This window comes from Endozoicomonas sp. SCSIO W0465 (assembly GCF_023716865.1).
GTDB lineage: Bacteria > Pseudomonadota > Gammaproteobacteria > Pseudomonadales > Endozoicomonadaceae > Endozoicomonas.
The window spans coordinates 954,071-976,737 of record NZ_CP092417.1; the positions used below are offsets into that span (position 1 = coordinate 954,071).

General features: G+C 50.2%; 19 protein-coding genes and 2 tRNA genes. 18 read left to right on the forward strand and 3 right to left on the reverse strand.

Annotation, left to right across the window (positions count from 1 at the left end):
* Positions 1-22 precede the first annotated feature (22 nt).
* Positions 23-511, forward strand: a complete 489-nt coding sequence (locus MJO57_RS04015; RefSeq protein ID WP_252018121.1) for a transposase — start codon at positions 23-25, stop codon at positions 509-511.
* Positions 480-962, forward strand: a complete 483-nt coding sequence (locus tag MJO57_RS04020; RefSeq protein WP_252026893.1) for an IS1595 family transposase — start codon at positions 480-482, stop codon at positions 960-962. The genes MJO57_RS04015 and MJO57_RS04020 overlap by 32 nt, the downstream gene beginning before the upstream one ends.
* Before the next feature lie 201 nt (positions 963-1,163).
* On the opposite strand, the gene MJO57_RS04025 is transcribed toward MJO57_RS04020, so the two are convergent.
* Positions 1,164-2,525, reverse strand: a complete 1,362-nt coding sequence (locus MJO57_RS04025) for an ISNCY family transposase (RefSeq protein ID WP_252017318.1) — start codon at positions 2,523-2,525, stop codon at positions 1,164-1,166.
* Between the two features lie 174 nt (positions 2,526-2,699).
* Here MJO57_RS04025 and MJO57_RS04030 point away from each other — a divergent pair, with 174 nt between their 5' ends.
* The 8 genes from MJO57_RS04030 to MJO57_RS04065 all read left to right on the forward strand — a co-directional run bounded on the left by MJO57_RS04030 (position 2,700) and on the right by MJO57_RS04065 (position 10,300).
* Positions 2,700-3,164, forward strand: a complete 465-nt coding sequence (locus tag MJO57_RS04030; RefSeq protein ID WP_256493319.1) for an NAD-binding protein — start codon at positions 2,700-2,702, stop codon at positions 3,162-3,164.
* A 432-nt stretch (positions 3,165-3,596) separates the two neighbouring features.
* Entirely contained in the window at positions 3,597-4,217 is a 621-nt protein-coding gene (rlmE, locus tag MJO57_RS04035) for a 23S rRNA (uridine(2552)-2'-O)-methyltransferase RlmE (protein WP_252023154.1), read from the forward strand.
* 202 nt (positions 4,218-4,419) lie between these two features.
* The gene (ftsH, locus tag MJO57_RS04040) at positions 4,420-6,387 is read left to right on the forward strand and encodes an ATP-dependent zinc metalloprotease FtsH (RefSeq protein ID WP_305881903.1); all 1,968 of its coding nucleotides are present in this window, start codon (positions 4,420-4,422) and stop codon (positions 6,385-6,387) included.
* A 68-nt stretch (positions 6,388-6,455) separates the two neighbouring features.
* Entirely contained in the window at positions 6,456-7,301 is an 846-nt protein-coding gene (gene folP, locus MJO57_RS04045; protein WP_252023158.1) for a dihydropteroate synthase, read from the forward strand.
* 199 nt (positions 7,302-7,500) lie between these two features.
* Complete coding sequence (glmM, locus tag MJO57_RS04050) at positions 7,501-8,838, forward strand: phosphoglucosamine mutase (protein WP_252026931.1); 1,338 nt, start codon at positions 7,501-7,503, stop codon at positions 8,836-8,838.
* A gap of 147 nt (positions 8,839-8,985) precedes the next feature.
* Positions 8,986-9,732, forward strand: coding sequence for a triose-phosphate isomerase (gene tpiA, locus MJO57_RS04055; protein ID WP_252023160.1), 747 nt, complete (start codon positions 8,986-8,988; stop codon positions 9,730-9,732).
* Positions 9,733-9,734: 2 nt separating this feature from the next.
* Complete coding sequence (gene secG / locus MJO57_RS04060; RefSeq protein WP_252023162.1) at positions 9,735-10,142, forward strand: preprotein translocase subunit SecG; 408 nt, start codon at positions 9,735-9,737, stop codon at positions 10,140-10,142.
* A gap of 71 nt (positions 10,143-10,213) precedes the next feature.
* Positions 10,214-10,300, forward strand: a tRNA-Leu gene (locus MJO57_RS04065).
* Positions 10,301-10,653: 353 nt separating this feature from the next.
* On the opposite strand, the gene MJO57_RS04070 is transcribed toward MJO57_RS04065, so the two are convergent.
* Together MJO57_RS04070 and MJO57_RS04075 are read right to left on the reverse strand one after the other, a co-directional pair.
* Complete coding sequence (locus tag MJO57_RS04070; RefSeq protein WP_252023164.1) at positions 10,654-12,399, reverse strand: F-box/WD40 repeat-containing protein; 1,746 nt, start codon at positions 12,397-12,399, stop codon at positions 10,654-10,656.
* Positions 12,400-12,499: 100 nt separating this feature from the next.
* Positions 12,500-12,649 carry a hypothetical protein gene (locus MJO57_RS04075; protein ID WP_252023166.1) on the reverse strand — a complete coding sequence of 50 codons (150 nt, stop codon included), beginning with the start codon at positions 12,647-12,649 and terminating at the stop codon, positions 12,500-12,502.
* Between the two features lie 443 nt (positions 12,650-13,092).
* On the opposite strand from MJO57_RS04075, the gene MJO57_RS04080 reads away from it, so the two are divergent.
* From MJO57_RS04080 to pnp, 8 genes are all read left to right on the forward strand, one after another.
* A tRNA-Met gene (locus MJO57_RS04080) sits at positions 13,093-13,169 on the forward strand.
* Between the two features lie 132 nt (positions 13,170-13,301).
* On the forward strand, positions 13,302-13,760 hold the full coding sequence (gene rimP, locus MJO57_RS04085; protein WP_252023168.1) for a ribosome maturation factor RimP: 459 nt from the start codon (positions 13,302-13,304) through the stop codon (positions 13,758-13,760).
* A 91-nt stretch (positions 13,761-13,851) separates the two neighbouring features.
* Complete coding sequence (nusA, locus tag MJO57_RS04090; RefSeq protein WP_252023170.1) at positions 13,852-15,345, forward strand: transcription termination factor NusA; 1,494 nt, start codon at positions 13,852-13,854, stop codon at positions 15,343-15,345.
* A 26-nt stretch (positions 15,346-15,371) separates the two neighbouring features.
* A complete protein-coding gene (infB, locus tag MJO57_RS04095) occupies positions 15,372-17,987 on the forward strand; it encodes a translation initiation factor IF-2 (protein WP_252023172.1) in 2,616 nt (871 codons plus the stop codon).
* Positions 17,988-18,307: 320 nt separating this feature from the next.
* On the forward strand, positions 18,308-18,706 hold the full coding sequence (gene rbfA / locus MJO57_RS04100) for a 30S ribosome-binding factor RbfA (protein ID WP_252023174.1): 399 nt from the start codon (positions 18,308-18,310) through the stop codon (positions 18,704-18,706).
* Positions 18,707-18,709: 3 nt separating this feature from the next.
* Positions 18,710-19,786, forward strand: coding sequence for a tRNA pseudouridine(55) synthase TruB (gene truB, locus MJO57_RS04105; RefSeq protein ID WP_252023176.1), 1,077 nt, complete (start codon positions 18,710-18,712; stop codon positions 19,784-19,786).
* 152 nt (positions 19,787-19,938) lie between these two features.
* Entirely contained in the window at positions 19,939-20,208 is a 270-nt protein-coding gene (gene rpsO / locus MJO57_RS04110; protein ID WP_252023178.1) for a 30S ribosomal protein S15, read from the forward strand.
* A 321-nt stretch (positions 20,209-20,529) separates the two neighbouring features.
* Entirely contained in the window at positions 20,530-22,662 is a 2,133-nt protein-coding gene (gene pnp / locus MJO57_RS04115; protein WP_252023180.1) for a polyribonucleotide nucleotidyltransferase, read from the forward strand.
* Positions 22,663-22,667: the final 5 nt, after the last annotated feature.

The following is a 22,667-nucleotide window of genomic DNA, read 5'->3' on the forward strand; positions in this document are numbered from 1 at the left end:
TTAGCCATCGCCAGCATTGACCATGAATATAGGCCGAATCTCAGATCTCATCAGTAATGACACCTGCTTTGAGATGATCCGTGAGAACCGCTGGCCAGATGGCACTGTTCTCTGTCCGCACTGTGATTCTGAGAATGTCAAAAAGAATGGACACGACAATGTGCAGGTAGAGTGCCAGCACTATTACTGTAAGTCCTGTAAGCGCTACTTCGATGACCTGACAAATACGGTTTTCGCAGGACACCACCGACCACTCAAAGTCTGGATTGCCTGTCTCTATTTAATGGGGCTGAACGTCTCCAACAGCCAGATAGCTCAGGAACTTGATCTGTGTGTCAGTGATGCACACCATATGACCACAGTCTTACGAAATGGTGTTGTTGACCGAAAGCCTGAAGTGATTCTTGATGGCGAAGTTGAATTCGACGAGGTCTACATTGTAGCTGGTCACAAGGGACACCCTGAAGCATTAAAAAAATCTGGATCGTCCACCGAGAAAAAGAAGGCTTAAAGGCGCTCCGGGCCGTGGGACTCTTGAAAAAGACAAACCGCCGGTATTGGGAATGATTCAAAGGGGAGGTCAGGTCATTATCAACATGCTGTCGAACGTTAAGAAGGCGACAATCGAACCATTTATCAAGAAACACGTAGCCCCACAGAGCCAGATTTATACCGATGAATACAACATCTATGATGACCTTGAAAGCTGGGGCTTCAGACATAAAACGGTCTGTCACGGCAAAGGTGAGTATGCTCGTGATGATGACAAAGACGGTATTTACGAGGTGCATGTTAATACTATGGAGGGGTTTTGGTCACTTCTACGCTCGTGGCTAAGGCCTCACAGGGGAATATCCCAAGAGGCTTTACCCCTTTACCTTGGCTTTTTTGAGTTTTTGCATAATATTGGCCGAAGAGGCAAAAGTCTTCTTCAGCCCTTAGTCAACTTGCTGGTTACATAGTTCTCGTCCAAAAACGCATCAGGCAATCATAATTAGATTGTACGTGCGTTTTGATATTTCCTGAAATTCCAGAGAGCCGCAAAAACTCTTCCCTTTTTTTCTCTAATCTGGGACGGATATTGGAGAAAAACGCGAAAAGCAGGCAGAAAACATCCTCCCACCATGCTGGAAAGGTACTTTCATGTAGCGTGGAGGTGGCTATCAGGATGGTGCCGGGTGTCTGGCCAGAATCACCAGGTTGTAACAGACCACCGATAACCAGCAATGAGAATCAAAACGCTCAGAACCCTTGCAGTGGCAACGTGATAGCCCAAAACATCTCTTTAGCCACGAAATTCCCGCTTCAATACCTGCCCGGAAGCGAAAGAGCGTTTTATACACATACTGACTTTTAGTCATCTCTTCGACTTCAAGTCCGCGCTTCTTATTAAAAGCTACATCGCTGATTCCCATGGCCTTGGCTTTTTCCAAATTAGCGCGACACGCGTATCCGCCGTCACCGCTTGTCTGGCGAGGTACACGACCATAAATTTCTTTTTGTCTTTCCATCATCGGAATGAATTGGTCCGAATCCGCTGGGTTACCTTCCTCAATAACCAGGTCCAGGATCAATCGACTTTTTCCCTGAACCAGGTTCAGTTTATGGCCATACTGTACTTGCCGCCTGTCTTTTACGATGATATCCGTATGGGGTTCATACAGGCTAACCACTTTTTCCTGGGCTGGCACCTTTTCACCCTTAAAGACCCTGCGCTCTGTCTGGGAGACTATTGCATCCACCAGGGGTAACAGGTGATCCACATCGGCCTGCCACTTGTCGGCATCATCAGCCAGGAGACACTGCCCCTGCTGACGGGCGTTTGCTAGCGTGACAGTAGCTTCGATAAGTACCTTCCGGGATTTTCGGGTCAACTGCAGCAGTTTTTTATAATGCTGATGCCGCTCTTCTTTGCCAGCGTAGATGCATTTTCTGGCCGCATCTTTTACGGCTCGGTTGTGATGGGTATATTCATAAAGCGGTGTCGCTGTCAGTGTTTGTCCCCGTTCCAGCAGCCGACAAATTTCTTTAACGGAACTGGCTAAAAGATCACTGTCGCAAGGAGGTTTGATATCCGATTCGGTGACTGTGCTGTCAATAGCCACAGTGCGCCCTTTTTCAATACCCTGATCTTTAGCGGTCATTAGCTGACAGTTATTAATCCGTTCCCATGTAGATGCAGTAAGAAGGCTGATGAGCCCATGCAAACTGGAGCGACTGGGGCGCTGGTTTGGTTCGAGGCGACAAAAGTCTCGAAAGAGCATGGAGTCCATCAAAACAAACGACAAGTAGTCATAATCACAATTCAAATACTGTTTCAGGAGTGCCGCACGAAGAACGGATTCTGCTGATAGTCCGTTCCGCCCAGTGTTCTGTTTATCACCAGAACTTAAGTCCTCATAAATCCAGTCATTGAACTGTGGATGGGCGTCAAGCCATTGCGAGATACCGGAAAGCTGGGAGCAGATTTCATGAGGTACGTAATGGAGTTCCATACTACACTGCGGGTTGCGTTTTTTGCGCATTTGGAGTCCTCTGTTTTTGGCAATCCCTTATGTTTCTTGCTCTTGGGAAGTTTAGTCGCCAGATAGCAGTAGGGCTCCACTTAATTTTTCAGGATAAAATCTACAGTTTTCAATTGGTTGTGTTTTTGGACGAGAACTACATAGCAGTCTGGAATTGGAAAAGAGCCTCATTTTATTGTCTGTGGTACTTCCATTATGGCAATGGGAACTATCAACCAACTGATTCAGCGGGGGCTTGATTTTGTGGTAGTCACGGAGCGTCCGGAAAATGAATTTCCCCTGATAGAGCAGAAAATAGGGAAAAAACTGGACTTGATTTCCGGGGACACTACGGATAACACCGTGTTAGGCAATGCTGGAATTATGAGTTGCCGTGCTTTGTTAGCGCTCACTGATGATGATGCAGCGAACGCATTTATTGTATTGTCTGCGAAAGAAATAAACCCTGAGGTCAGAACCGTACTTGTGGTGAATGATGCTAAAAACATGAAAAAAATCAAACAGGTCAAGGCAGATGTTCTCCTATCGCCACAACTGTTTGGCAGCGAGATTCTGGCCTGTGTGCTCAATGGTGAAACACTGGATCATGCAAAATTGACATCCATGCTGCTCACTTCAGGGCATGGGCTGTTTGATTGAGTCACAAGTTTTTATCACCTGGTTATTAGTAAAACGTTGCCCCCCAGGCAGAGCGTTTTTTTATGAGAAGTGAAGAAGGGAGTCTTTATGTTTCAGCTATGGTTGAGTAATACTTATCTTGCTGATAACGTTACTACTCTTGGATATTATGAGCGCTGTATGGATAAAGTTGCCAACGCACTTGACCATCAGAAGAGTGCGGTATGTGTTAACTGGTAATATGCACTAATACCTAATTTTCCTGTTTATCTTTTATTGTCTTCTGCTGTCACAGCCATATCTTATAAGATATTATCTTCATGGCTTTTACTGTACCGGCTGATGTTAATCTCAGTTATTTTCACGTGTACACTTTTATTTCTCTCGGTTTTCTGGTTCGAGGTTATTCAAACAACGTTTGATCTTGATTTACAGGCAGTTTGCAAAAAGATTATGGCAAGATCCAAAAGTAGTGGTCGCTGGTTAAAAGAGCATTTTGATGACCATTATGTTAAACAGTCGCAAAAAGACGGGTGGCGATCCAGGGCCAGCTATAAACTTCTGGAGATTCAGGAGAAAGATAAAATCTTTCGCCCGGGCATTCGGGTAGTTGACCTTGGTGCGGCACCCGGTGGCTGGTCCCAGGTAGCGGTTGAACTGGTCGGTGACCAGGGGCGGGTGGTTGCTTCTGATATTCTGCCAATGGACCCTATTGCCGGGGTTGATTTTGTTCAGGGTGACTTCACGGCAGATGCCGTACTGGAGAGAATACTTGAAACCATTGGTTCGGACCGGGTAGACCTTGTAATTTCCGATATGGCCCCCAATATGACCGGAGCACTCTCAGTTGATCAGCCCAATGCCATGTACCTGGTTGAACTGGCACTGGATCTGTCAAGGCAGGTATTGCGTAAAGGAGGTGTTTTTCTGGTTAAAGTCTTTCAGGGTGAAGGCTTTGATGCCTACCTGAAAGACATGAAAAGCGGTTTTGACAAAGTGCAGACTCGGAAGCCTACGGCTTCCAGGGCGCGCTCGAGAGAAGTATATCTGCTGGCCACGGGCTTCAGGGGATGATACGGAATCGTGTCAATAAAAGACAATTATAGGATGCATTAATCAGCATGATAGAAGACAATCACTGTCACACTGTTCGCTGATCATGTATTGTTGCAGATAAGCATTAGTACGTAATCCCGATGAGTCAGGGTACCGTGCTCAATATAAACGATTACCTGAGGCTTAAGTACGCTCGAGAGAGGTTAGCCCCTTGAATGATATGGCAAAAAATTTGATTCTCTGGGTCATAATCGCCTTGGTGTTATTGACCGTCTTTAAAAACTTTGATGGCATGCAGTCGTCCAGCCAGAAGGTTGCCTATTCTGACTTCATCAGCATGGTAGAGAATCGCCAGGTCAGCAAAGTTGTCATCGATGGTTTTACCATTACCGGCATGTTAAACAACAGTGAGCGTTTTGAAACCAATTTGCCGCCCACTGTGCCGGACAACAAACTGATGGATGAACTCTTGCTGGGTAAGGTGCAGGTTGAATCCAAGCCGATTGAGAAGCAGAGTATCTGGACGCAGCTATTGGTAGCCAGCTTCCCGATTCTGGTGATTCTTGCCGTATTTATGTTCTTCATGCGTCAGATGCAGGGCGGCGGCGGAGGCCGGGGTGGCCCGATGAGTTTTGGCAAAAGCAAGGCCCGTCTGCTGTCTGAAGATCAGATCAAAACCACGTTTGCCGATGTGGCCGGTGTTGAAGAAGCCAAGGAAGATGTTCAGGAACTGGTGGACTTCCTGAAAGATCCCGGTAAATTCCAGCGTCTGGGTGGACGTATACCCCGGGGTGTTCTCATGGTTGGCCCTCCGGGTACCGGTAAAACCCTGATCGCCAAGGCCATTGCCGGTGAGGCCAAGGTGCCGTTCTTCACCATCTCCGGTTCTGACTTTGTTGAAATGTTCGTGGGTGTTGGTGCTTCCCGTGTCCGTGACATGTTTGAACAGGCCAAGAAGCAGGCACCCTGCATTATCTTTATTGACGAGATTGATGCGGTCGGTCGTCATCGTGGTGCCGGTATGGGTGGTGGTCACGATGAGCGTGAACAGACCCTTAACCAGCTGCTGGTTGAGATGGATGGTTTTGAAGCAAACGACGGTATTATTGTTATTGCTGCCACTAACCGTCCGGATGTGCTTGATCCTGCATTGTTGCGTCCCGGTCGTTTTGACCGTCAGGTTGTCGTTGGGTTACCTGATATCCGTGGTCGTGAGCAGATCCTCAAGGTACACATGCGCAAGGTTCCGGTTTCAGACAATGTGAAGCCTTCGGTTATCGCCCGTGGTACTCCGGGATTCTCCGGTGCTGATCTGGCAAACCTGGTCAACGAGGCGGCACTCTTTGCTGCGCGAGCTAACCAGCGCACGGTGGGGCAGAAAGAGTTTGATCTGGCAAAAGATAAGATCATGATGGGGGCCGAGCGCAAGTCCATGGTCATGAGTGATAAGGAGAAGAGCAATACTGCTTATCACGAAGCCGGACATGCGATTGTCGGTCGATTGGTTCCTGATCATGACCCGGTGTATAAAGTGAGTATCATTCCACGGGGCCGGGCGCTTGGGGTTACCATGTTCCTGCCTGAGGAGGACCGTTACAGTCAGAGCCGACAGGCGCTGCTTAGTCAGATCTCCTCACTATTTGGTGGCCGTATCGCCGAAGAGATGACGCTGGGGAAAGATGGTGTCACAACCGGTGCCTCCAATGATATTCAGCGCGCTACCCAGATTGCCAGAAGCATGGTGACCAAGTGGGGTCTCTCTGACAAGCTGGGTCCACTGCTTTACGATGAAGATGAAGGTGAAGTCTTTCTGGGCAAAAGCTATGGCAGTGGGGGCTCCAGAATGAATGTCTCCGGTGAAACGGCAAAGATCATTGATGAGGAAGTTCGACGGGTGGTTGATGAGTGCTATTCCCGTGCTAACCAGATTCTCGTCGATAATCGCGACAAGCTGGATAAAATGGCTGAGGCTCTGATTCAGTACGAAACCATCGACAGTGATCAGATTGATGACATCATGTCCGGCCGTGAAGTTCGCCCTCCAAAAGATTCTGGTGACCAGGATAACGGTGACAGTGGTGTTAAGGCTGTTGCCGATGAGCCGGAGGCGACGGCTGACGACAAGACTGAAGAGCGTGATAACAAGGATTCGGGCGGTTCGATTGGTGGCCCTGCCGGGGAACACTGATCTTACGTCAGGTCTATGATCGTCAAGGGCAGGTTTATCCTGCCCTTTTTTGTATCTGGGGAGTTTTCATGAGCAACGAATTTAAGTTGAATTGTGCAGGGAAAATACTGGATCTGAAAAAGCCGGGGGTGATGGGGATTTTGAACGTTACCCCCGACTCTTTTTATCAAGGAAGCCGCTGTTCTGATAACTGGCTGAATGTGGCACAGGAGATGATCCGGGACGGGGCAGAAATTCTCGATATTGGTGGTGAGTCGACACGCCCCGGTGCCTCAGGTGCGCCAACCCCAGAGCAGGAGTTGGAACGGGTTCTGCCCGTGATTGAAGGTTTGGCATCGCGTTTTAACGTGGTTATCTCAGTGGATACCAGCTCTCCCCTGGTGATCAGGGAAGCGGTGAAAGCGGGGGCGGGGATGATTAATGATGTACGGGCGTTGCATCGTGAAGGCGCGTTGGAAGCGGCAGCTGAAACGGATGTTCCCATTATTTTGATGCACTCCTTCGTTGATCAGCCTGAGCCAGGGTTGGTACCTGTCTATGGTGATGTTGTTGAAGAGGTCCGCCAGTATTTGATGGATTGTGTGCAGCGCTGTGAACATGCAGGGATTCTCCGGGAGCGCTTGATACTGGATCCGGGCTTTGGAGGGGGCATGTTTGGTAAAACGCCGATGTACGATCTTGAAATGCTGAAGGGCTTTCGTCGCTTTCATGAGTTGGGTCTGCCGGTATTGGCAGGCATGTCCAGAAAGTCCTTTATTGGCGCAACCTTGGACCGGGATGCCGAAGACCGGCTCCCGGGTAGTCTGGCTGCAGCCATGCTGGCTATACAGGCAGGTGCTCATATCATTCGTGTGCATGATGTCAGGGAGACGGTTGATGTTCTCCGTTTTCTACAGGCAGTTGATGAAGCGTAGTTGATTATCGTTGTTTAATAATGCACGTCAGCCCGGAAGTATGGTTTTCCGAAGGGGGAGCGTTGACGGATAAGTCTCTAATACTGCTTATTTCATCATTTCATTCCTGTTGTCAACATGACCTGATAGTACTGGAGGTTCAATTGAATGAGTGAGATGATGATTGGTTATTGCTTTCAGAAATTTTTGGTAAATGTCTATGGCGCGTAAATATTTTGGTACTGATGGAGTTCGGGGAAAGGTTGGTGAATTTCCCATCACACCGGACTTTGTCCTGAAGCTGGGTTGGGCCGCAGGCCGGGTACTGGCTGAGGAAGGTGAAGGGAAGGTCATTATTGGCAAAGATACCCGCATTTCCGGCTATATGTTTGAGTCCGCTCTTGAGGCAGGTCTGTCTGCTGCCGGTATTGATGTTGTCCTGACCGGTCCAATGCCGACCCCTGCTATTGCCTATCTGACCCGAACCTTTAATGGGCAGGCGGGTATTGTGATCAGCGCCTCCCATAACCCATTTTACGACAATGGTATAAAGTTCTTTGCCGGTGACGGTACCAAGTTATCCGACGACGTTGAACAAAAGATTGAAGCATTGCTCGAGTCAGAAATTGACGTGGTTGATTCCCAGAGCCTGGGAAAAGTGACCCGGATGAATGATGCTGCAGGCCGGTACATTGAGTACTGCAAGGGCAGCACTTCCCAGCAGCTGGATCTGCGTGGCATGAAAATGGTGATTGATGCCGGTCATGGTGCAACTTATCAGGTTGGACCTGCAGTTTTTTGTGAACTGGGTGCTGAAGTGATCACAATGGGCACTCATCCGGATGGCGTCAATATCAATGAGAATGCAGGCTCTACCAACCCGGAAGGCATGGCAGCCAGAGTTCGGGAAACCGGTGCGGATCTGGGGATTGCTTTTGACGGTGATGGAGACCGGGTCATTATGGTGGATGATCAGGGGGAGATCGTCGATGGTGACCAGCTGCTCTTTATTATTGCCATGGACCGCCATTCCAGAGGAATATTGAATGGTGGTGTGGTGGGTACCTTGATGACCAATCTGGGGATGGAGAAGGCGCTTGAAGCTGCCGGGATACCATTTGCCAGGGCCAAAGTTGGTGACCGTTATGTTAATGAACTGCTGATAGCCAATGACTGGCAGCTGGGTGGTGAGTCTTCAGGCCACATTATCTGTCGCGATGCATCGACTACCGGTGATGGTATTGTGTCAGCCCTGAAAGTATTAAAAGCGATGCAAACAGCAGGTCAGTCTCTGTCAGAAATGGTAGGGGCGATTACCCTTTATCCACAAGTGATGATCAATGTTCGGGTTCAGAATAAGCGGGATACTGATGGTATTCCCGGTATTGTTGACGCGGTAAAAAAAGCAGAACGGGAAATGGCTGGCAAAGGCCGTGTACTTCTGAGACCTTCCGGAACAGAACCGGTTATCCGGGTGATGGTTGAGGGTGAAGATGGTGCCCAGGTAAAGGCTCAGGCTGAACAACTGGCAAAAGTGGTTGAGCAGGAAATGTGCTGATTGATGCCCGTTGCAGGCATTGGCTTATACCGGGGCTGTGTTGTCCGGGTATGGTCTTGATTTCAATCAGTTCAGAGGACTTGACTTATTGTATGTTGGCGTCTTTCAGGTTAGTATTCCGGCCTCGCGATCAAAGAGGTAAGCGGTATGCGTCAGCCACTGGTAGCCGGAAACTGGAAGATGAATGGGTCTTCAGACAGTATCCGTGAGCTTGTTGATGGAATCCTTTCTGGACTTGAAACGAAGGCTGAGGTGCTCGTTTTTCCACCTAGTGTATACGTTCAGCAGGTACGCGACTTGCTGAAGGGGTCTCCTGTTAAATTTGGTGTGCAAAATGCCTCCGATAAGTTGTCAGGAGCCTACACAGGTGAAATCTCTCCTCTGATGGCCAAAGACCTTGGCTGTGAATATGTACTGATTGGTCACTCTGAGCGTCGCTCCCTCTATGGCGAAACCGATGCTGATGTGGCTGCGAAATTCTGTGCTCTGGTTGATCAGGGTCTGGTGCCAGTCCTTTGTGTTGGTGAGACTCTGTCGGAACGCGAAGCTGGTGACACTATGAAAGTAGTGGCTCATCAGATTAATACTGTGCTTCGAACTGCTGGTTCGGAGCGTCTGGCTAATTTTGTAATTGCCTATGAACCAGTTTGGGCTATTGGAACTGGTCTGACTGCAACCCCGGAGCAGGCGCAGGAAGTTCATGCTGAAATTCGTGCGCTGCTGGCAGAAAGCGATCCGTCCATGGCGGACAGAACCCGTGTTCTGTATGGTGGTAGCATGAAGGCTGACAACGCGGCAGAACTGATGAGCCAGCCTGATGTTGATGGTGGTCTGATTGGTGGAGCTTCGCTGGTAGCTGCTGATTTCAAGGTGATTTGTCACGCTGCGGGATAGTAATGGAAACCATTATTCTTCTTGTGCACGTGCTGGTAGCTGTTGGCGTGATCGCTCTGATCATGCTGCAGCAGGGCAAAGGTGCAGAAACAGGAGCCAGTTTTGGCTCAGGGGCTTCTCAAACGGTGTTTGGGAGTCAGGGCTCAGCAAACTTTCTGAGTCGTACGACCGCTATTCTGGCAACGATTTTTTTCGTAACCAGTATCGGTTTGGCGATGATGGCCAGGCAGAAAGCTGACAGTGTTGCTGATGTCGGTTTGCCTTCTGTTCAGGTTGAACAGATTGTGCCGGTAAACGACGCACCTTTTTCGGTTGATTCATTAGAAGATGCTACCGAAAGCGATGCGCCTGTGTTAGAGTCTCAGCCGGTTGAGAGCAGTGGCTTCAATAGCTCTGAAAACACGCAGTAAGATTTATAATCCTATTGATTTATAAAGAGTTTTCAGAAATAATTTAACTGTCGCTGAGAGTGACAGTTATGGCCGAAGTGGTGGAATTGGTAGACACGCTGTCTTGAGGGGGCAGTGCCTGTATGGGCGTACGAGTTCGAGTCTCGTCTTCGGCACCAATAGAGTCAATGAGTTATGGGAGTTTTGGAATAGACTTACATAGTCTTTTACAAAAAAATACCCAAAAAAAGCGGCCAAAAAAAACAGCCTCTTAATAGTACTTTGATTCATTACTGTTGTTTGACAATAGTCGTATATACAAGGCCTGAGATGGTCTTTTTTTGTATCTTCGTTTTCTTTATCTCGTTCCTTTGACTTCCTGTGTCTTACGGATATAAACCTTCTTGACTTCCGGGGTTTGGTGTCCGGATACCTTTCCTTCATGATGAGTATAATTCGACAACTCAGCAACAATTACATCACGTAACCTATTGCTTCCTTATATTAGGTTGCACCAGAGTGGCGGGGTTTGTTAAGAGGTGTTGGAAATAGTGAGGTGGTGAGTACGAAGGGTAATTTCTGCCACGTTAGCAGCCTGTTTCAACAGCCAGATTTTGGTGGGGCCATCGCCAAGGGTTGTTACAAGGTGGCTGCCATCGGGGCTGAAGCGGCCACTTTTCACCGATTTAGCGTGGCGAATGGTGTCTTTTTTCTGCCATTGTCCGGCAAAAATCCCCCAGATTTGGGTTGTGTGATCCTCAGAGGCTGTTGCAAGGTGGGTTCCATCGGGGCTGAAGCTGACACTATTTACCTGGTTTGAATGAACGATGGTGGCTTTTTCCTGCCAATGCCCGTTAACAATCCCCCAGATTTTGGCGGTTCCATCGTGTGAGGCTGTCGCAAGGTGACTTCCATCGGGGCTGAAGCTGGCATTCATTACCTGGTCAGAGTGCTGGATGGTCGCTTTTTCCTGCCATTTCCCAGCAACTAGTCCCCAGATTATGGCGGTGTTATCAAAAGAGGCTGTCGCAAAGTGACTGCCATCGGGGCTGAAGCTGGCATCGCTCAACTGAGCAGAATGCTGTATGAAGAATTTTTTATGCCATTGTCCGGCATCAGGCTCCCAGATTATCGCAGTTTTATGACCAGATGTCATAAGGTGGCGTCCATTGGGGCTAAAGCTGGCGTTGATTACCGGTTTAAGATGTTGGATGGTAGCTTTTTCGTACCATTGTCCGGAAACAAGTTCCCAGATTTTGGCCGTGGTATCCCGGGAGGCCGTTACAAGGAGACTTCCATCGGGGCTGAAGTTGGCATTCATCACCCAATTAGAATGGTGGATAGTGGCTATTTCCTGCCATTGCCCGGCAACAAGTCCCCAGATTTTAGCGGAGTGATCGAGAGAAGATGTTACAAGATAAGTTCCATCGGGGCTGAACTTGGCATTCATCACCCAATCAGAATGTTGGATGGTCGCTTTTTCCTGCCATTGTCCGGCAACAAGCTCCCGGATTTTGGCGGTGTGATCTTCAGAGGCTGTCACAAGGTAACGCCCCCCGGGGCTGAAGCTGGCATTATTCACCCAATTTGAATGTTGGATGGTGGCTTTTTCCAACCATTGCCCCGCAACAAGCCTTAAGATTTTAGTGGTTTTATCGCGAGAGGCTGTCGCAAAGTGAATTCCGTCGAGGTTGAAGCTGGTATTGTCCACCGTGCCAGAATGATGGGCGGTGTATACATTTTGGCAGGTTAAAAGCTTTGTGTTAGCTAATAGTTGGGCAATGTTGAAAAATAATATCTCAGGGAAGTATTGATGCTCCAGGATATTATCTAACTGGCCGGCTAATTCTTTTCCTTTGTTGCTAAATCCTGTTAGCCAGCTTCTGACGAATAAATGGTAGTGCTCAACGGGTTGTAGAAAAGGTTGATGGTGGCGACTTCGACTGAAAGCGAGGGCTTGTAAGTGATTTTTATCAACAAGTGCTTCCCAGAGGCTGTTTACTCGCTTGCAAGCAGAAACATTTCTTATGTCCAGGTTGGAAAGGATTTTTACCACCAATTCATTTGGAAGGGCTGTTATACCTTTGTTAGCAAAAATTTCCGATCGTCCAAATGAGTTACCCGGGCACTTTGTTGAATTGTGTAGCTGCCAGCTGTTTTTTTGATGAGACTTTCTTTTATGAGACTTTTCATCTTGATTAGAAACAGAGCCAACGGTCGAGCTGGTACTGGGTATGTCATAGAGTGATGCGCTTGCATTGTGATGCTTTTCAATCATTAAATCATTCTCTAACTATCGCAACCGAGGCGTCGGTCGATTGGACAATTGTTTCGTTGTTTAGTTCTTGGTATCCGGTAATAAACCGGTAAAAAAGCCTTCAACTTATCGTGGTGGTAGGTGAAGAAAAAATTGTGGGCGTTTGTGCCAGGAAGGTGGAGTGGAAGATATAGAGTGCGTCGATTGTCGTCTGCTTGATTTCTCCGGGGTCAGGGCGGGTTTTACCGCTGTCGGCGTAGCCGATAATCACCAGAGGCGGTGGTAACTGCTAAACAGACTGCTGCTCACAGTCGAAGGAGAGATTGCTGCTGGTTTTTGCCAAACAGCATCGATATTTCTTATGCGTCAGTAGCTGGGTAAGGTAACTCGGTGACCTATTGGAGCGTCAACAACAATTCAGCAACAAAATTCAGCAACAACAAAACAACAACAAACAACAACAAGTAGGTGGGTGAGGTCTTCTTCTTTAGCATCTATGGCAATGTCTTGATCGAGTTGACAGTGGTGGGAAAAGGTAGATAATAGCAGCGTTTGTTGTATGGTATAGAGTTTAGCCACTACCATTTGTATGCTGGTTTTGTGAAGTTCTGCTGATCAGGTTAAGCACTAACTCTTTGCCGGTGGGTAGTAAATTTGATAATGGGGAGAGGTTGTCAGCTGGCTCTTGCCGAAGTATACTGATACACACTTTGATGCGGGGTGGAGCAGCCTGGTAGCTCGTCGGGCTCATAACCCGAAGGTCGTTGGTTCGAATCCAGCCCCCGCTACCAAACTTGAAAAACCCCCTTTGCGGGGTTTTTTATTAGGTGGCGAGTAATTGATGTGTAATGGCTGTTCTGGCCATTGTGCGAATACATGGGGCTTTATAGCCCTTTTTTTGTTTTTTTAGCAGGTGTTCAGTCGTGGCAGGTAAGCAGTCGCAGCTGGAGACACTTATCGAGCCGATTGTGGAGTCGCTTGATTACCGTCTCTGGGGTATTGAGTTTGTTTCCCGTGGGCGGAATTCGCTGCTTCGGGTTTATATCGATGCAGAAAATGGCATCAGCCTGGATGATTGTGAAAAAGTCAGCCGTCAGGTGAGTGCCGTTATGGATGTAGAAGACCCCATTGCAGACGAATATACCTTGGAAGTATCTTCTCCGGGATTGGACAGGCCGCTGTTCCGGCTTGAGCAGTATGAGATGATGACTGGCTATGTAGCCAATCTACGCCTGAGGGTGCCTTTTGAAGGGCGCAGAAAGTATCGGGGCATCATCAAGGGAATTGAAGATCAGGATGTCGTTATAGAGGCCGATGGCCATGAGCTTCTGTTGCCAATCGAGAGTATCGAGAAGGCGCAGGTGATACCACAGTTCGACTGAATTATCCTTCAGGCCGGGCGGATATCCCGGTTTAGCGGCCAGGGATGTGTTGGCATAGGCATGGACTGGTTCAGCATAGGCGAGGCAGAGCATGAGTAAAGAGATTCTGTTGGTCGTAGAGTCCGTATCCAATGAGAAGGGAGTACCGCCCGAGGTCATCTTTGAGGCGTTGGAAACCGCTCTGGCGACAGCGACCAAAAAACGGTATGAAACCGAAGTGGATATCCGGGTGGCGATCAACCGGGCTAATGGGGAGTACGATACCTTCCGTCGCTGGACTGTGGTTGCGGACGAGGATTTTGAGTTTCCCGGCATGCATCTGACGCTTGATGAAGGCAAGGAGCAGGATGAGTCTCTTGAAATCGGTGGTATCTGGGAAGAGCCGATTGAGTCGGTCGGTTTTGGGCGTATTGCCGCCCAGACAGCCAAGCAGGTGATTGTTCAGAAGGTGCGTGAAGCTGAGCGCCTGCAGATGGTTGAACAGTACCGTGACAAAATGGGTACCCTCATTTCCGGTACCGTTAAGAAGACAACCCGTGACAGCATTATTGTGGATCTGGGCAATAACGCTGAGGCGGTATTAAAGAAAGATCAGGTCTTGCCCCGTGAAAACTTCAGAATGGGTGCTCATGTTCGGGCTTTGCTCCATGAAGTTTCCACTGAGGGGCGCGGTCCCCAGTTGATGCTGTCAAGAACAGCACCGGCCATGCTGATTGAGCTGTTTCGTATTGAAGTTCCTGAAATTTCAGAAGAAGTGATTGAGATTCGAGGTGCTGCCAGAGATCCGGGTTCTCGGGCCAAGATAGCCGTAAAAACCAATGACGGCCGGATTGATCCGGTAGGTGCCTGCGTTGGTATGCGTGGTGCCCGTGTTCAGGCGGTTTCCGGCGAACTGGGCAATGAGCGTGTTGATATTGTGCTTTACGATGATAACCCGGTTCAGTACGTGATTAACGCCATGCAGCCGGCAGAAGTGGCTTCGATCGTTGTTGATGAAGACAAAGGCACGATGGATATTGCCGTCAGTGAAGATAATCTGGCCCAGGCCATTGGACGAGGTGGTCAGAACGTCCGCCTCGCCAGTGAGCTGACAGGCTGGATCCTGAATGTCATGACCGAAGAAGATGCCGCCGCCAAGCAGGAGCAGGAAGCGGGTCGGGTGGTTCAGACCTTCAGGGAAAGGCTGGATGTTGATGATGATCTGGCAGAACTGCTGGTGGCGGAAGGTTTTACCTCCATGGAAGAAATTGCATACGTTCCCTTGGAGGAGATGCTGGCCATTGAAGGCTTTGATGAAGAGATCGTTGAACAGTTGCGCTCAAGGGCCAAGGATCAGTTATTGACTCAGGCCATTGCCCAGGAAGAAAAGCTCGATGGTACCCAGCCTGCTGATGACCTTCTGAATATGGAAGGTATGGAGCAGCAACTGGCCTATGAGCTGGCCAGTCGCGGTGTCGTCACGATGGAAGACCTGGCTGAACAGTCGATCGATGACCTTCTGGATATTGAAGGAATGGATGAAGATCGGGCTGGTGAGCTGATCATGACGGCACGGAAACCGTGGTTTGAAGAAGCGGGTAACTGAGCGGGCCACTGAGAGGAGAAGTGTGAATGGCAGATGTAACCGTAGAGCAACTCGCAGCAGTGGTCGGCGCTCCAGTGGAGCGGTTGTTGCAGCAGATGAAGGACGCTGGTCTTACTAAAAACAGCGCCCAGGAATCTGTGTCCGATGCAGAGAAACAGCAACTGCTGGCCCACCTGAAGCAAACTCATGGTGATGCCGGTACCGGTTCTGAACCGACCAGGATTACGCTGAAGCGCAAGACGGTCAGCCGCATGAAAGTGTCTGGCGGTAGTTCAGGCAAAAACAAAGTTGTTAACGTAGAAGTGCGCAAAAAGCGTACCTACGTCAAGCGTGATGCGGCTGAAGAAGCACCAAAAGCTGATGAGGCGGCCGCTCGCTCTGATAAGCAGGAAGAGCGCGGTCAGCGTCGGGATGATAGTGGTCAGCGTAAAGATGACCGCAGCCCACGCAGAGATGATCGTGGCCAGGATCGCGGTCAGAAAGATGAGCGCGGTGCCCGAAGTGATGACCGTGCTCCCCGTTCGGGTGATCGGGGTCGTCCGGGGGGGGATCGTTCCGGTGGTGATCGTGGCCCACGTCCCGGTGGTGATCGTGGCCCGCGTCCCGGTGGTGACCGTGGTCCGCGCACTGGTGGCGCACCGGCACCTTCGGCAGCTCCTTCATTTGGTGATGCGCCACCACCGCCGGCTGATGACCGTAAGTCACGTAACAAGCGTGGCAGTAAAGGCAAGGATCGTCGCAATGACAATGACGATATGCCCCGCCGTGGTAAAGGTGGTCGCAATGAGCGCGATGATCGTCGTGGCGGCAGTCGTAAATTTGCGCGCACCATGGCACCTGAGTCCATGGCGGCTCATGGCTTTACCAAGCCAACGGCTCCGGTAGTTCGTGAAGTTTCAATTCCTGAAACCATCACGGTTGCTGAACTGGCCAGCAAGATGGCGGTCAAAGCGGCTGACGTTATCAAGACCATGTTCAAAATGGGCTCCATGGTAACGATTAACCAGGTCATCGATCAGGATACGGCCAGTATTGTGGTTGAAGAAATGGGCCACAAATACAAGCTGACCAAGGCGGATGCCATCGAAGATACGCTGGTGGATGATCAGCTGGAAGATGTGTCTTACGAAGCCAAGCCTCGTGCACCGGTGGTGACCGTAATGGGTCACGTTGACCATGGTAAGACCTCTCTTCTGGACTACATTCGCAAGAGTCGCGTTCAGGCTGGCGAAGCCGGTGGTATTACCCAGCACATCGGTGCGTATCACGTAGAAACGGATCGTGGCATGGTGTCCTTCCTGGATACGCCCGGACACGCGGCGTTTACCGCCATGCGTGCCCGTGGTGCCAAGGCTACGGATATCGTTATCCTGGTTGTTGCTGCAGACGACGGCGTAATGCCACAGACCGAAGAAGCGGTTCAACACGCTAAAGCGGCTGGTGTACCCATAGTCGTTGCGGTCAATAAGATGGATAAGCCGGAAGCGGATCCGGATCGCGTGAAGAACGAACTGGCTGCCCGTGACGTTATTCCTGAGGAGTGGGGTGGTGATACGCAGTTTATGCCTGTGTCCGCCCTGACCGGGGAGGGTATTGAAGATCTGCTGGAAGCCGTTATTCTTCAGGCGGAAGTTCTTGAGCTGACCGCTCCGGATGAAGGCCCTGCTCGCGGCGTAGTTGTTGAGTCCCGACTGGATAAAGGTCGTGGTCCTGTGGCGACCGTTCTGGTTCAGGGCGGTAAACTGAATCAGGGTGATAACATTCTGGTGGGCCAGCAATACGGCCGTGTTCGTGCGATGCTGGATGAGAATGGTCAGCCTATCAAGGAAGCGGGTCCTTCTATTCCGGTAGAGATCCTGGGCCTGGATGGTACTCCGGATGCCGGTGACGAAATGCTGGTGGTTCGCGATGAGCGTAAAGCCCGTGAAATTGCCCTGTTCCGTCAGGGTAAGTTCCGCGAAGTGAAGCTGGCTCGTCAGCAGGCGTCGAAACTGGAGAACATGTTCTCCAGAATGGGAACTGCCGAGAAGAAGACGCTGAACATTGTCCTGAAAGCTGACGTTCGTGGTTCTCTCGAAGCGCTGACTGCTTCCCTGGAAGAGCAGGGTAACGACGAAGTCGAAGTACGCGTTATCTCCGGGGGTGTGGGTGGTATTACCGAAACCGACGCTAACCTGGCCCTGGCTTCGAATGCGGTTATCGTCGGCTTTAACGTTCGTGCTGATGCTTCTGCCCGTAAAGTGGTTGAGACTGAAGAGCTGGATCTGCGTTACTACAGTGTTATCTACGACATTATTGATGACGTGAAGAAAGCACTGACCGGTATGTTGGGCTCCGATATCCGTGAACAGATCGTGGGTACCGCTGAAGTTCGTGAAGTATTCCGTTCACCGAAGTTTGGCGCTGTGGCTGGCTGTATGGTTATTGAAGGTACCGTGTACCGCAACGACCGCATCCGCGTACTGCGTGATAACGTGGTGATCTACGAAGGTGAGCTGGAGTCACTGCGTCGTTACAAGGATGATGTCAACGACGTTCGTAACGGTATGGAGTGTGGTATCGCCGTTAAGAGCTACAACGACGTTAAGCCTGGCGACAAGATCGAGGTTTACAAGACGATTGAAGTACAGCGTACACTTTAATTCGTGGCTCTTTTCGTATTGCAGACTGCTGATTTCATAAATCAGGCTGGAATCCTCCTGTGGCAGGGCTTGGCAATATTTAGCCAGCAGTTTCCTGAAGGCATTGTATATCAAGGCCTTTGGCCAATTTTCATTGCAGAGCAGTCTGTAACCCGAAAAGAGCCTAATTCGTTTTGCGTGTGAAATTGCGTGTGAAATAAATAGACGCCAAAGCCTGCGGTTTCTTTCGCAGGCTTTTTTTAACCACAAAGGCACAAAGTCACAAAGGGAGGTATTGCTTTGTGTCTCTGTGCCTTTTTGGTTTTTGGAGTGAGTATTCAATGGCTAAAGAGTACAGTCGTACCCAGCGAGTAGCCGACCAGATTCAGAAAGAACTGGCTCAGCTGATTCAGCTGGAAATGAAAGATCCCCGTCTGGGTATGGTCACGGTTAGTGTGGTCGAAGTCAGTCGGGATCTCGCTTTTGCAGATGTTTATGTCTCTTTTCTGGGGGTTGATGACCAGAAGAAAATTGATGAGTCCCTGGCGATATTGAGTCAGGCTGCAGGGTTTCTGCGCTCTCAGCTGGCTAAAGCCATCAAGCTGAGGTTTACCCCACGGCTCCGCTTTTACTATGACAACAGCCTGCGGCGCGGGGCTTATCTGTCCTCGCTGATCGATCAGGCTGTTGCCAGCGATACTAAAGCGGATAAAGGCTCAGAAGAAGGTACTGAGGAGTAAATCATGGCCAGAAGAGGTCGACGCGCTAATCGGGGCCGTCCGGTGGACGGCATTATTGTGGTTGATAAAGTGTATGGCGCTTCTTCCAATGAGGTGCTCCAGCGAGTGAAGCGGCTGTTTAATGCTGCCAAGGCGGGTCATACAGGCAGTCTCGATCCGCTGGCAACGGGCGTTTTGCCCATCTGTCTGGGGGAGGCGACCAAGTTTTCCCAGTATTTGCTGGATTCTGACAAGTCCTACCGTACCACCATGAAAATGGGGGTGAGAACCACCACTGGTGATCGTGAAGGGGAGATCGTTGCAGAGCGCCCTGTGACGGTAACTCGCTCCGATGTGGAGGCTGTTCTGCAACAGTTCCGGGGTGATATTGAACAGGTGCCCAGTATGTTCTCTGCGCTCAAGCACAACGGCAGGCCGCTGTATGAGTATGCCCGGGAAGGTATTGAAATTGAGCGCCCTGCGCGCACCATTACCATTCACCGTCTGGAACTGCTGGACTTTGAGGGTGATGAGTGTGTTTTTGAGGTGGATTGTACCAAGGGAACCTATATCCGCACATTGATTGAAGATATTGGTGAGGCTCTGGGCTGCCTGGGGCATGTTGCTGAGCTGAAGCGGCTCAAGGCAGGCCCTTACACTGAGCATCAGGCGCACTCTCTGGATGAGCTTGCCAGCATGCGTGATGAAGCCCGTGAGTCTGCCCTGGATGTCGACGAGCGTATTGAGTTTGCCGAACTGTCCGGACAGGCACAAGAGCTGGGACGTGACAAGCTGGAAAAAGCGCAGTCAGAGCGTCTGAAGGTATTGTCCAAAATCCGGAATATGGCCGGTGATCGTGTGATTGATGATCTGCTGTTGCCCCAGGATAGTGCCGTCAGTGACTGGCCGCAGGTAAAACTGGGCGAAACCAGCAGTTTTTATATTTCCCAGGGGAATCCCGTCCAGGTGCCTCAGGCGCCGACATCAGGCAATGTCCGTATTTATGGTGTTGCTGAAGGTGTTGACGGTCTGGTGTTTCTGGGGATCGGCGAAATTACGGATGATGGTCTGGTTGCACCTAAACGCCTGGTCAAGGGCTAAGCCACCAGGCATTCTGAGTGGCTATCCGAACATCGTTTTCTTGGACGCCCTCGCAACATAGTGATAGAATTCGTCGCTTGTTTAAATGGCTGGCTGTAAATATGCACGGTCATGCCGGTTTTCTGTATTGCATATTATCTGGAGATTGAACAATGGCTTTGACTGCTGAAAAGAAAGCTGAAATCCTGAAGAAATTCGCTCGCTCTGAAGGCGACACCGGATCACCTGAAGTTCAGGTGGCTCTGCTGACTGCTAACATTGAAGGTCTGCAGGGACACTTCAAGGCGAATCATAAGGATCATCACTCCCGTCGTGGTTTGATTCGCATGGTAAACCAGCGTCGTAACCTGCTGGACTACCTGAAGCGTAAGGATGTTGAACGTTACCGTAGCCTGATCCAGCTTCTGGGTCTGCGTCGCTAACCGTTTGATCGGTCATATGGGATGGTGGTGTCTTGATATCACCGCCCACAGTCAAGGCACCGCGAGCTGCATTATCTGTGGCTGGCGGTGTTTTGTTATTTACGGGTTGAGAATGTTATCTGACCTGTTGCTGGTCAGGACTGTCGATGGACGTGTTCCCTGTTAGTCCTGATGGGTGAGACAAGAGTTGCCCATGCCTGCACTCTGTCTGCATGGGGTGCAATTCAGAGACTTTTGTTCAGAGGTCTCTGAATTGCATCCATCTCTATGACAGTGTGGATGCAGGCGGGGTGATATCGTTTGGTAATAAAGGAAAATAACGTGAGTATTGCTCCAAAAGCGTATACAAAAACTTTCCAGTTCGGTGAGCACACCGTCACGCTGGAAACCGGGCGGATTGCCCGTCAGGCCAGCGGTGCTGTGCTGGCCACCATGGGCGAACTTCAGGTGCTGGCAACGGTAGTGGGTGCCAAGAGTGCCCGTGATGGCCAGGACTTTTTCCCGCTGTCCGTACACTATCAGGAAAAGGTTTACGCTGCGGGAAAAATTCCCGGCGGCTTTATGAAGCGTGAAGGTAAGGCCAGCGAAAAAGAGACGCTGACTTCCCGTTTGATTGACCGTCCTATTCGTCCGCTGTTCCCGAAAGGCTTCATGAACGAAGTTCAGGTCATTATCACGGTGATGTCTGTGGATAAGAAGAACGATCCTGACATTCTGGGAATGATTGCCACGTCTGCAGCCCTGGCGATTTCCGGTATTCCGTTCGCCGGTCCTGTGGGGGCTGCCCGTGTTGGTTTCACTGAAGACGATGGTTACATCCTTAACCCTTCCTTCGAGCAGATGAAAAAGTCTGAGCTGGACATGGTGGTTGCCGGTACCAGTGACGCGGTTCTGATGGTTGAGTCTGAAGCTCAGGAACTGACGGAAGATGAAATGCTCGGTGCCGTTCTGTTTGCCCAGCAGGAGTACCAGGCGGTTATTGCTGCCGTTAAAGATTTTGCCGCACAAGCGGGTAAGCCAACCTGGGATTGGCAGCCGGAGCCAGAAAAGACCGCTGTTAAAGAAGCCGTTGCCGCTGGTTTTGAGCAGAAAATTCGTGACGCCTATGGCATCACCATCAAACAGGAGCGCAGCAATAAGTTGGCTGAGCTGCGGACTGAAGCTGAAGCTGCGCTGGTTGGCGAAGGCGAAGGCAAGTTCAGTGCTGATGACGTTCAGACCTACTTCAGCAAGCTGGAGAAGTCTGTCGTTCGTGGCAATATCATTAACGGTCAGCCACGTATCGATGGCCGTGACACCAAAACCGTTCGCCCGATCACGGTAGAAGTCGGCGTTCTGAAAAAGACCCACGGTTCTGCCCTGTTCACTCGTGGTGAAACTCAGGCAATTGTGACCACGACACTGGGTACTGCCCGCGATGCGCAGTTTGTCGACGCCCTGGAAGGTGAAAGTCGTGACCCGTTCATGCTGCACTACAACTTTCCTCCCTACTCTGTAGGCGAAGCTGGTCGTATGGGGCCTCCGGGACGCCGTGAAATCGGTCACGGTCGTCTGGCTCGTCGTGGTATCCAGGCGGTACTGCCAGGAGAAGAGGAGTTCCCTTATACCATTCGTGTGGTTTCTGAAATTACCGAATCCAACGGTTCCAGCTCCATGGCTTCTGTCTGCGGTTCTTCCCTGGCACTGATGGATGCGGGTGTGCCTCTGAAAGCCCCGGTTGCCGGTATTGCCATGGGCCTGGTTAAGGAAGGTGAGCAGTTTGCTGTACTGACCGATATTCTGGGAGATGAAGATTACCTGGGTGATATGGACTTTAAAGTGGCCGGTACTGCCCATGGTGTAACTGCGCTGCAGATGGATATCAAGATTGCCGGTATCACTGAAGAGATCATGGATATCGCTCTTGAGCAGGCTCTGCAGGCGCGTCTGCATATCCTGGCCGAGATGAATAAGGTCATTGCCCGTTCCCGCAATGAGCTGTCGCCCAATGCACCAATGACCATGACCCTGAAGATTGATCAGGACAAGATACGTGACGTTATTGGTAAAGGCGGCGCCACCATCCGTTCGATCTGTGAAGATACCGGTGCATCAGTTGATATTTCTGACGATGGCACCGTTAAGATTTATGGTGAGACCCGTGAAGCCTGTCAGGCTGCTTATGACCGTGTCTATGGCGTCACTGCTGAAGCTGAAATCGGTAAGATTTACAGCGGTACGGTAACTCGCATTGTCGAGTTTGGTGCTTTTGTTAACATTCTGCCCGGTCAGGATGGTCTGGTGCATATTTCCCAGATTGCTGATCACCGGGTTGAGAACGTTGCTGACTACGTCAAGATGGGTCAGAAGCTGGACGTGATTGTGATGGATCTGGATAGTCGCGGTCGCATCAAGCTGAGTATGAAAGAAGTTGCTCGTATTAAAGAGCAGCAGGCAGCAGCGGCTACGGAATAAGGCCC

Bases quoted from the DNA above. Each gene is read 5' to 3' on its own strand.
- tpiA (WP_252023160.1), top strand. From the start codon at position 8,986: ATGCGTCAGCCACTGGTAGCCGGAAACTGGAAGATGAATGGGTCTTCA.
- folP (WP_252023158.1), top strand. From the start codon at position 6,456: ATGAGCAACGAATTTAAGTTGAATTGTGCAGGGAAAATACTGGATCTG.
- rpsO (WP_252023178.1), top strand. From the start codon at position 19,939: ATGGCTTTGACTGCTGAAAAGAAAGCTGAAATCCTGAAGAAATTCGCT.
- truB (WP_252023176.1), top strand. From the start codon at position 18,710: ATGGCCAGAAGAGGTCGACGCGCTAATCGGGGCCGTCCGGTGGACGGC.
- MJO57_RS04025 (WP_252017318.1), bottom strand. From the start codon at position 2,525: ATGCGCAAAAAACGCAACCCGCAGTGTAGTATGGAACTCCATTACGTA.
- ftsH (WP_305881903.1), top strand. From the start codon at position 4,420: ATGGCAAAAAATTTGATTCTCTGGGTCATAATCGCCTTGGTGTTATTG.
- secG (WP_252023162.1), top strand. From the start codon at position 9,735: ATGGAAACCATTATTCTTCTTGTGCACGTGCTGGTAGCTGTTGGCGTG.
- rlmE (WP_252023154.1), top strand. From the start codon at position 3,597: ATGGCAAGATCCAAAAGTAGTGGTCGCTGGTTAAAAGAGCATTTTGAT.
- infB (WP_252023172.1), top strand. From the start codon at position 15,372: ATGGCAGATGTAACCGTAGAGCAACTCGCAGCAGTGGTCGGCGCTCCA.
- rbfA (WP_252023174.1), top strand. From the start codon at position 18,308: ATGGCTAAAGAGTACAGTCGTACCCAGCGAGTAGCCGACCAGATTCAG.
- glmM (WP_252026931.1), top strand. From the start codon at position 7,501: ATGGCGCGTAAATATTTTGGTACTGATGGAGTTCGGGGAAAGGTTGGT.
- MJO57_RS04015 (WP_252018121.1), top strand. From the start codon at position 23: ATGAATATAGGCCGAATCTCAGATCTCATCAGTAATGACACCTGCTTT.
- MJO57_RS04070 (WP_252023164.1), bottom strand. From the start codon at position 12,399: ATGATTGAAAAGCATCACAATGCAAGCGCATCACTCTATGACATACCC.
- nusA (WP_252023170.1), top strand. From the start codon at position 13,852: ATGAGTAAAGAGATTCTGTTGGTCGTAGAGTCCGTATCCAATGAGAAG.